The 7,386-nt window shown below is 71.8% G+C and carries 6 protein-coding genes and 1 tRNA gene; 3 read left to right on the top strand and 4 right to left on the bottom strand.

Annotation, left to right across the window (positions count from 1 at the left end; all coding sequences use genetic code 11):
• Window positions 1-4 precede the first annotated feature (4 nt).
• Together H9I38_RS09910 and H9I38_RS09915 are read right to left on the bottom strand one after the other, a co-directional pair.
• Window positions 5-1,501 carry an MFS transporter gene (locus tag H9I38_RS09910; protein WP_226338662.1) on the bottom strand — a complete coding sequence of 499 codons (1,497 nt, stop codon included), beginning with the start codon at window positions 1,499-1,501 and terminating at the stop codon, window positions 5-7.
• A 228-nt stretch (window positions 1,502-1,729) separates the two neighbouring features.
• Window positions 1,730-1,818, bottom strand: a tRNA-Ser gene (locus H9I38_RS09915).
• 94 nt (window positions 1,819-1,912) lie between these two features.
• On the opposite strand from H9I38_RS09915, the gene H9I38_RS09920 reads away from it, so the two are divergent.
• Window positions 1,913-3,901 (top strand): FAD/NAD(P)-binding protein, encoded by a 1,989-nt coding sequence (locus H9I38_RS09920; protein WP_226338663.1) that lies wholly within the window; start codon window positions 1,913-1,915, stop codon window positions 3,899-3,901.
• A gap of 37 nt (window positions 3,902-3,938) precedes the next feature.
• Here H9I38_RS09920 and H9I38_RS09925 read toward each other — a convergent pair whose 3' ends face one another.
• Together H9I38_RS09925 and H9I38_RS09930 are read right to left on the bottom strand one after the other, a co-directional pair.
• On the bottom strand, window positions 3,939-5,132 hold the full coding sequence (locus tag H9I38_RS09925; protein WP_226338664.1) for a glycerate kinase: 1,194 nt from the start codon (window positions 5,130-5,132) through the stop codon (window positions 3,939-3,941).
• A complete protein-coding gene (locus H9I38_RS09930) occupies window positions 5,129-5,998 on the bottom strand; it encodes an NAD(P)H-hydrate dehydratase (RefSeq protein WP_226338665.1) in 870 nt (289 codons plus the stop codon). Before H9I38_RS09930 ends, H9I38_RS09925 begins: the two co-directional genes overlap by 4 nt.
• 286 nt (window positions 5,999-6,284) lie before the next feature.
• Here H9I38_RS09930 and H9I38_RS09935 point away from each other — a divergent pair, with 286 nt between their 5' ends.
• Together H9I38_RS09935 and H9I38_RS09940 are read left to right on the top strand one after the other, a co-directional pair.
• Entirely contained in the window at window positions 6,285-6,896 is a 612-nt protein-coding gene (locus H9I38_RS09935; RefSeq protein WP_226338666.1) for a hypothetical protein, read from the top strand.
• A gap of 135 nt (window positions 6,897-7,031) precedes the next feature.
• The coding region (locus H9I38_RS09940; protein ID WP_226338667.1) for a S26 family signal peptidase at window positions 7,032-7,386 on the top strand (355 nt) is incomplete at its 3' end.

Below are 7,386 nucleotides of genomic sequence, written 5' to 3' on the forward strand. Positions count from 1 at the left end.
GCTCCTACCTCGCTTCTGCGGTGACGGGGTTGTCATCGACCCGGGTCAGCGGATCGGAGACGTCCTCGAGGCCCTTGCCCTCGGCGTCCACGCCGAACTTCAGCGCCACGAGGCCGCCGAAGATCATGATCGCAGAGCCGACCACATAGCCCCAGAACAGCGGGCCGCGGGACGTGCCCTCGCCGACGAGGATGCCGAAGACGAACGGGGCGAACGCGCCGGCGCCCTGGCCGATCGCGAAGAAGTAGGAGATCGCCTGGCCGCGGACCTCGAGGGGGAAGATCTCCGAGACGGTCAGGTACGCCGAGGAGGCGCCTGCCGAGGCGAAGAAGAAGGAGACGCACCAGAAGATCGTGTGCGTGGTCGCGTTGAGCGCCCCCGCGTGGAAGAGGAACGCGGACGTCAGCAGGACGAGGCCCGCCAGCCCGTAGGTGCCGAAGATCATCTTGCGGCGGCCGAGGGTGTCGAAGAGCGGGCCCAGGACGATCGGGCCGAGCAGGTTGCCGATCGCGAACGGGAAGAAGTACAGCGCCGCGCTCGCCGGGGGCAGCCCGTAGAAGTTCTTCAGCACGAGCGCGTAGGTGAAGAAGATCGCGTTGTAGAGGAAGCTCTGCGTGATCATCATCGTCAGGCCGAGGAACGTGCGGCTCGGGTACTGCTTGAAGAACACATGCGCGAGCTGGCGGAACGGGATCTGCTCGGTGGGTTTGACCACCATGGCCTTCGACTCGTCCACGGGACGCACCCGCTTGCCCTCGTCGGCGAGGGACTTCTCGATTCCGTCGACGATCTCCTCCGCTTCCCGCGAGAAGCCGTGGGTGACCATCCAGCGCGGCGACTCGGGGATGTGGCGGCGGATGAAGATGATGATGAGGCCGAGCACCGGGCCGAGGAAGAACGCGAGGCGCCAGCCGATGTCCACCGGGATGAGCTTCGGGTCCAGGAGGAAGGAAGAGGCGACGGCGCCGAGGAGCGCGCCGCCCCAGTAGGTGCCGTTGACGGCCAGGTCGACCCGGCCGCGGTACTTGGCCGGGATGAGCTCGTCGATCGCGGAGTTGATGGCGGTGTACTCGCCGCCGATGCCCATGCCCGCGATGAACCGCCAGATGTACAGGAACCACGGCGCGAAGGAGAGGCCGGCGATGCCGGAGCCCACGAGGTAGATCGCGAGCGTGATGATGAAGAGCTTCTTGCGGCCCCAGTTGTCGGTGAGGCGTCCGAACACGAGCGCGCCGGTCACCTGGCCGAGCAGATAGCAGGTGGCCGCGAACGTGATCTGCTCCGAGCCCATGTGGAGGGTCTCGGCGAATCCGTTGACGGAGACGAGCTGGACCTCGAGGCCGTCGAGGATCCAGGAGACGCCGAGGCCCACGACGACCATCCAGTGGAACTTGGCCCACGGGAGCCGGTCGATGCGGGCGGGGACGAGGGAGGTGACGGTCTCGCGTGCGCGGGCCGGGCCGTGCGCTGAGGGGTCGCCTGTGTGAGTCGTATGCGACATGAATGCCTCGGTTGGGGATGAATCGGGGACTGTTCCGCTTCAATCTCGGTGACCGAAGTGCTGTGCACATCACACTCTGATCGAAGCCTGCGAGTGAGCCTATACCCATGAATCAAGGCTTCTGAAAAATACGAACCGGTAAAAAAACTCACAGCGCTCCGGTTCGCCGATCCCCACGGAGACAGAGGAAGGGCCGGGCTGCACTCGGCAGCCCGGCCCTTCCGGCGGCGGAGACGGGGGGATTTGAACCCCCGGTCCGAGTTTCCCCGGACCCTTCATTAGCAGTGAAGTCCATTCGGCCGCTCTGGCACGTCTCCATCCGTTGGAGCCCTCCCGGGGGAGCGCTCAACTCAACCCAGGGTACCGACTGCCGCCGCCGCCCGCAAAACGCCAGCCGATATCCTGGAAGGCATGACCACGAGACGAGACGGGCAGAGGAGCAGGAACGAGACGAGCCCCGTCCGGGTGGCTGTCATCGGCGGCGGCCCCCGCGGGCTCTCCGCCGTAGAGAGGCTGGCAGCGCGGGCGGCGGAGTCGGGCCGCTCCGTCCACGTCACGGTCTACGAGCCGTTCGCCCTCGGCTCGGGTCGGGTGTGGCGGCGAGACCAGTCCCGCCAGTTCCTCATGAACACGCCGGCCAAGTTCCCCACGGCCGTGCCCTCGGCCGCGACCCTCGCGGATGCCGCCTCCTCCGGCACGGCAAGTCCGGCCGCCGTCGTCGGTCCCCAGACGTTCGAGGCGTTCCGCCGCGCCGTCGCGGCGGGGGAGGCCGAGGCGCTCACCGCCGAGGAGGCGGAGGAGCTGCGCGCCATCGGCCCGGAGGACTATCCGCGCCGCGCCACGTACGGCGCCTACCTCGAGCGCGTGGCGGCCCGCCTCGCCGAGAGCCTCCCGGAGGGCATGACCCTGGAGCACCGCCGGGAGACCGCGGTGTCCGTGAGCCGCGAGGGCGTCTTCCGCGTGACCTCCCGGACGCCGACGGCGCACGAGCTCGCCCCGGAGTCCCACCGCTCGTCGAACCCGGATCCTTCGGCGGAGCAGCTCACGGTCCGCGAGGCGGACGCCGTCATCCTGGCGCTCGGCCACGTGGACGCCGAGCTCAACCCGGCCCAGGCCCGTGCCCGCGCCAAGGCCGGCGAGCGCTACTACCCGCCGAGCATCCCGGCGGACGTGGACTGGAGCCGCATCCCGGCAGGCGCAGGGGCCGTCATCCGCGGGATGGGGCTCAACTTCTTCGACGTCGTGACGGAGCTGACCCAGGGCCGCGGAGGCCGCTTCGCGGAGACGGCGGACGGGCGCCTCGAGTACTCGCCCTCGGGGCGCGAGCCTCGCATCACCGCCCTGTCCCGGCGCGGCATGCCGTACGCCGCCAAGCCGGACTTCACGGCGGACGCCCCGGGACCCGAGCCTGTGTTCGCCACGTGGGAGCGCTTCGAGCGGATGCTCGCGGACGCCCCCGTGCGGTTCTCGGAGCGGGTCCGTCCGCTGCTCGAGGCGGACGCCCAGCTCGCGTTCCACCGCGTTCGGGACCCGCAGCGCGCGGACGAGTGGCGACGGATCGAGGAGGCGGCCGCGGCCCCTGACGCCTCGGAGGCGCTCGGGCTGCTCGCGGACGCCCTCGCGTCCGTCCCCGAGGCGGAGCGCCTGGACCTCGAAGCCCTCGCCCGCCCGCTGACCGGCCGCGAGTTCGCCTCGGGCGAGGAGCACGCCGCCGAGGTGCTGCGCCTCGTCGAGGCGGACGCCCGCTCCGCGCAGAACCCTGAGACGGAGCCGCGGCAGCACGCCGTCGCAGCCCTCAACCGGGGGCGCTGGGCGCTCAAGGGGTTCATCGCCCGCGGGCTCATCACGGAGGACTCCCGCCACCGCGAGCTGCGCGGCTGGTTCGAGCCGCTCGTCGAGGGGCTCGCCTCCGGGCCGCCCTCCCGGCGCATGGCCGAGCTCGCCGGGCTGATCCGCGCCGGCGTGGTCCGGATCGCGGGGCCCACGCCCGGCGTGGACTACGACGAGGAGACCGGCCGCTTCACCGTGTCCTCTCCCTGGGTTCCCGGGGCCGAGCACACGGGCGAGGTGCTCGTCGAGGCGATGATGCCCGTCAACTCCGTCCGTCTCCTCTCCTCGCCCCTTGTGCGGGGCCTCTTCGAGTCCGGTCTCGCGGACGCGCACCGCCTCACGCTCGACGGCGCAGGGTACGCGGGCACGGGCTTCGCCGTGGACGGCCCCGAGCGGACCGTGCTCGGGGCAGACGGGACGCGCACGGAGGGCCTGCACTGCCTCGGGCTCCAGCTCTCCTCGGCCGAGTGGGGCACGGCCATCGCGGCGGAGACGGACGGCGCCTGGCTCGGGTCCGCGATCACCCTCGCGGACGCCGACGCCGTCGCAGCAGCCGTCCTCTCCGGCTGACGCGCCTCACCTGACCCGCCTCGCCTGGGCGGAGGCGTCAGCGGCGCCCGGCCAGCTGCTCCAGCGGCAGGCGCGCCCCGAGCTCCTCGAGGAGCCGGGCGGCGTCGCGGAGAGCGGTCTCGGCGTCGGGCGCCGTGTCCATGAGGGCGAAGACCCCGGCGAATCCGTGGAGCTCCGCCGGGAGCTCGTTCACCCCGCAGACGGCGGCCGCCGGGACCCCGGCGCGCCGAGCAGCCTCGAGCACGCCGCTCGGCGCCTTGCCTTGGAGGGACTGCTCGTCCAGCCGCCCCTCGCCCGTGATGACGAGGTCCGCGTCCCGCAGCGCCTCCTCGAGGCCGAGGGTCTCCCTGACCAGCTCGATGCCCGGCCGCATCCTCGCCCCGAGCGCTGAGAGCGCGGCGTAGCCGATCCCGCCGGCGGCCCCTGCTCCCGGCAGGTCCGCCGCGCGGGGGCCCGGCAGGCTCTCGCCGCCGCCTGAGGTCCGGGCCGGGCCGCGCATTCCGGCTTCCTCCACAGCCTCGGCGAGCAGGCGGTCCCAGCGCGCCAGCGCGCTCTCCAGCACGCGCACGTCCTCCGGCGAGGCGCCCTTCTGAGGTCCGTAGACCGCCGCCGCCCCGTTCGGGCCGAGGAGCGGGTTGGAGACGTCGCACGCGAGCGTCACCCGCGTCCCGGCGAGGCGCGGGTCCAGCCCCCTCAGGCTCACGGACTCGAGCCGCGCGAGCCCTCCGCCGCCGAGTGGCGCGGGCCCGCCGTCGTCGTCGAGCAGGCGGACGCCGAGCGCCTCGAGCATTCCCGCCCCGCCGTCCGTGCAGGCGCTTCCCCCGAGGCCGACGACGATCTCGCGTGCGCCCGCATCGAGCGCCGCCCGGATCGCCTCGCCCACGCCGCGGCTCGTCGCGCCGAGCGGGTCGAGGGGGCCGGGCCCCATCATGGCGAGGCCGGAGGTGCGGGCGGTCTCCACGACAGCGGTGCGGCCGTCGGGGGAGAGGGCGAAGGCCGAGGACACGGCCTGGCCACGCGGGCCCGTCACGGTCACCGCATGGGAAGAGAATCCGGCGCCGAGGAAGACGTCCAGGGTGCCGTCCCCGCCGTCGGCCACGGGCAGGGCCACGGTCTCCGCGGCGGGGTGAGAGGAGGCGATGCCCCGGGCGAGCGCCTCGGCCGCCTCGGGCGCGGTGAGCGTGCCCTTGAACTTGTCCGGCGCGAGCACGACCCGCAGCCGCGAGCTCATGCCTGCTTCTCCTCGGTACCGGCAATCGCGTCCTCCGGGCTGTGCTCTGCGAGGAGGCGGGCGACGACGGTGCGAACTGCAGCGGGCAGCTCGGAGGCCCCGAACGGGCCGTCCTCGGCGGCGAGCGCGCCGGCCTGCCCGTGGATCCAGGCGCCAGCGGCGGCCACCCGGTCCAGCGGAGCCCGGCTCCCGGCGGCGAGCGCTCCGATGACCCCGGCGAGGACGTCGCCGGTGCCCGCCGTGGCCAGCCAGGGGTGCCCGGCCTCGACGAGCAGCGGGTCAGCGCCCGGAGAGGCGATCGCGGTGGCCGGCCCCTTGAGGAGGACGGTGTGCCCGGAGAGGTCGGCCGCGCGGCGGGCCCAGGCCTCGGGGGAGGCCTCGATCTCGGCGCGCTCGGCGGACTCGCCCCACCGCCCGAGCATCCGCTGCAGCTCGCCGGCGTGCGGCGTGAGGAGAGTCCGCGGACGGTTCTCGGGCTCCGCCGGCTCCACGAAGGCGAGCGCTCCCGCGTCCACCACGAAGACCGCCTCGGGCGCACGGGACTCGAGGAAGCGCAGCTCGGCGCGCGTGGCGGCGTCCTCGGGCATCCCGGAGCCCACCACCCAGGCTTGGACTCGGCCCGGGGCCTGCGTGCGCCGCTCGCAGACCGGCTCGGGCCGGCGGGAGAGCACGAGTCCCGCCACGTCCGAGGGGCCCCGGTAGCGGACCATGCCCGTGCCGGTGCAGAGCGCGGCCGAGACCCCCAGCACGGCGGCGCCGGGAAAGCGGCTCGTGCCGGTCGAGACGCCTGTCACGCCGCGCGAGTATTTGTGCGCGTCTCGGGGCACGCGGGGGAGGACGGCGGCGGCGTCGGCGGCAGTGAACAAGGGGTGCTCCTTTCGGCCGGGAATCCCGTGGGATTCCAGGATAGACAGCGGCCTTCGCGGGGCTGCGAGGTCCTCCGAAGGGGGTGCTGGCGAGAGCCCTGCGACAGGAAGAAAAGGAGGTTGAAGCACCGCTTTAATCTATGACGGAGGAGTTGATATAACGATTTAGGAGTGATCATAGTCATTGTGAAAAGAAAGGAAACCGTAGTACTCTTGATGATCGGTGCCGGAGAGGGAACTCAAGCGGCACGTCCCCCTTTGAGCAAGACATGCGAAGGATCGAACCATGAGCAACATCTCCCCGAAGACCCGTCGTCGCGCGAGCTGGATGGTTCCGGCCGCCCTCGGCACCACCGCCCTCGCGGCCAGCCTCTTCACCGGCTCCCTCGGCGCGTACACCGCGTCCATCACGAACAGCAACAACACCGCCGGCGCCGGCTCCCTCGTCATGCAGGAGACGGGCAAGGACTCCTCCGGCAACGCTGTGACCTGCACGTCCACGGACGGCACCAACAACGCCGCCACCTGTGCCACGATCAACAAGTACGGCGGCAACACGGCGATGTCCCCGGGCCAGTCGGTCTCCACGCAGATCGCGCTCAAGAACACCGGTTCCGTCAACGCCACGGGTGCGACTCTGACGCCGGGTCAGTGCACCAACAACCCGACGAACATCGACCTCTGCTCCCAGATGCAGATCGTCATCACGGAGAACGGCAACCAGATCTGGTCCGGCACGGCCGCGGCGCTCGCCGCCAAGGGTCCGATCACTCTGACCGCTCCGAACGCGGGCACCACGAACAACTACCAGATCACGACGACGCTTCCGGCCTCGGCCACCACGGCCTCCGCTGGCGGAACGATCTCGCAGCCGCTGACCTGGACCTACACGGCCTAGCTCTCTCCGGCGCGGCCCACGCGGCCGCTTCGGCCTCATCGCTCGTTCGCGAGCGGAGAGCCTCTCGCGAACGCCGACGCCTGCGCGTCGGCGTTCGCTTCATCCGGGCAGATCCACGAATGAGAAAGCGGTTCCATGGCCTCCTTGCCCTCTGACACCGAGACCGAGCACTACGAGCACCCTGAGCAGGACGAGGGCCGCGAAGGCCGCTCGCCTCGAGGCGTCTCCCGGGGGTCGCTCGCGCTGATGATCGCAGGGTTCGCCCTCGTGGCGGCGGTGCTCGTCGGTGCCCTGGCGGGCCTGCGGGCCTTCATCATGGAGACGCCCTCCATGGGCACGGCCGCCCCCGTCGGCTCCCTCGTCCTCACCGCTCCCGCGCAGACCGGAGACCTGAGCGTCGGCGACATCGTCACGTTCAAGCAGGACGGCGCCAAGGAGACCCACACCCACCGCGTCATCGCCGCCGGCAAAGACGGCGTGCGGACCAAGG

The sequence above is a fragment of the Arthrobacter sp. UM1 genome (assembly GCF_020483305.1).
Classification (GTDB): domain Bacteria; phylum Actinomycetota; class Actinomycetes; order Actinomycetales; family Micrococcaceae; genus Falsarthrobacter.

What these genes read in the sequence shown, in the direction of transcription:
- H9I38_RS09910 (WP_226338662.1), bottom strand. Translation starts at nt 1,501, where the DNA reads ATGTCGCATACGACTCACACAGGCGACCCCTCAGCGCACGGCCCGGCC.
- H9I38_RS09920 (WP_226338663.1), top strand. Translation starts at nt 1,913, where the DNA reads ATGACCACGAGACGAGACGGGCAGAGGAGCAGGAACGAGACGAGCCCC.
- H9I38_RS09925 (WP_226338664.1), bottom strand. Translation starts at nt 5,132, where the DNA reads ATGAGCTCGCGGCTGCGGGTCGTGCTCGCGCCGGACAAGTTCAAGGGC.
- H9I38_RS09935 (WP_226338666.1), top strand. Translation starts at nt 6,285, where the DNA reads ATGAGCAACATCTCCCCGAAGACCCGTCGTCGCGCGAGCTGGATGGTT.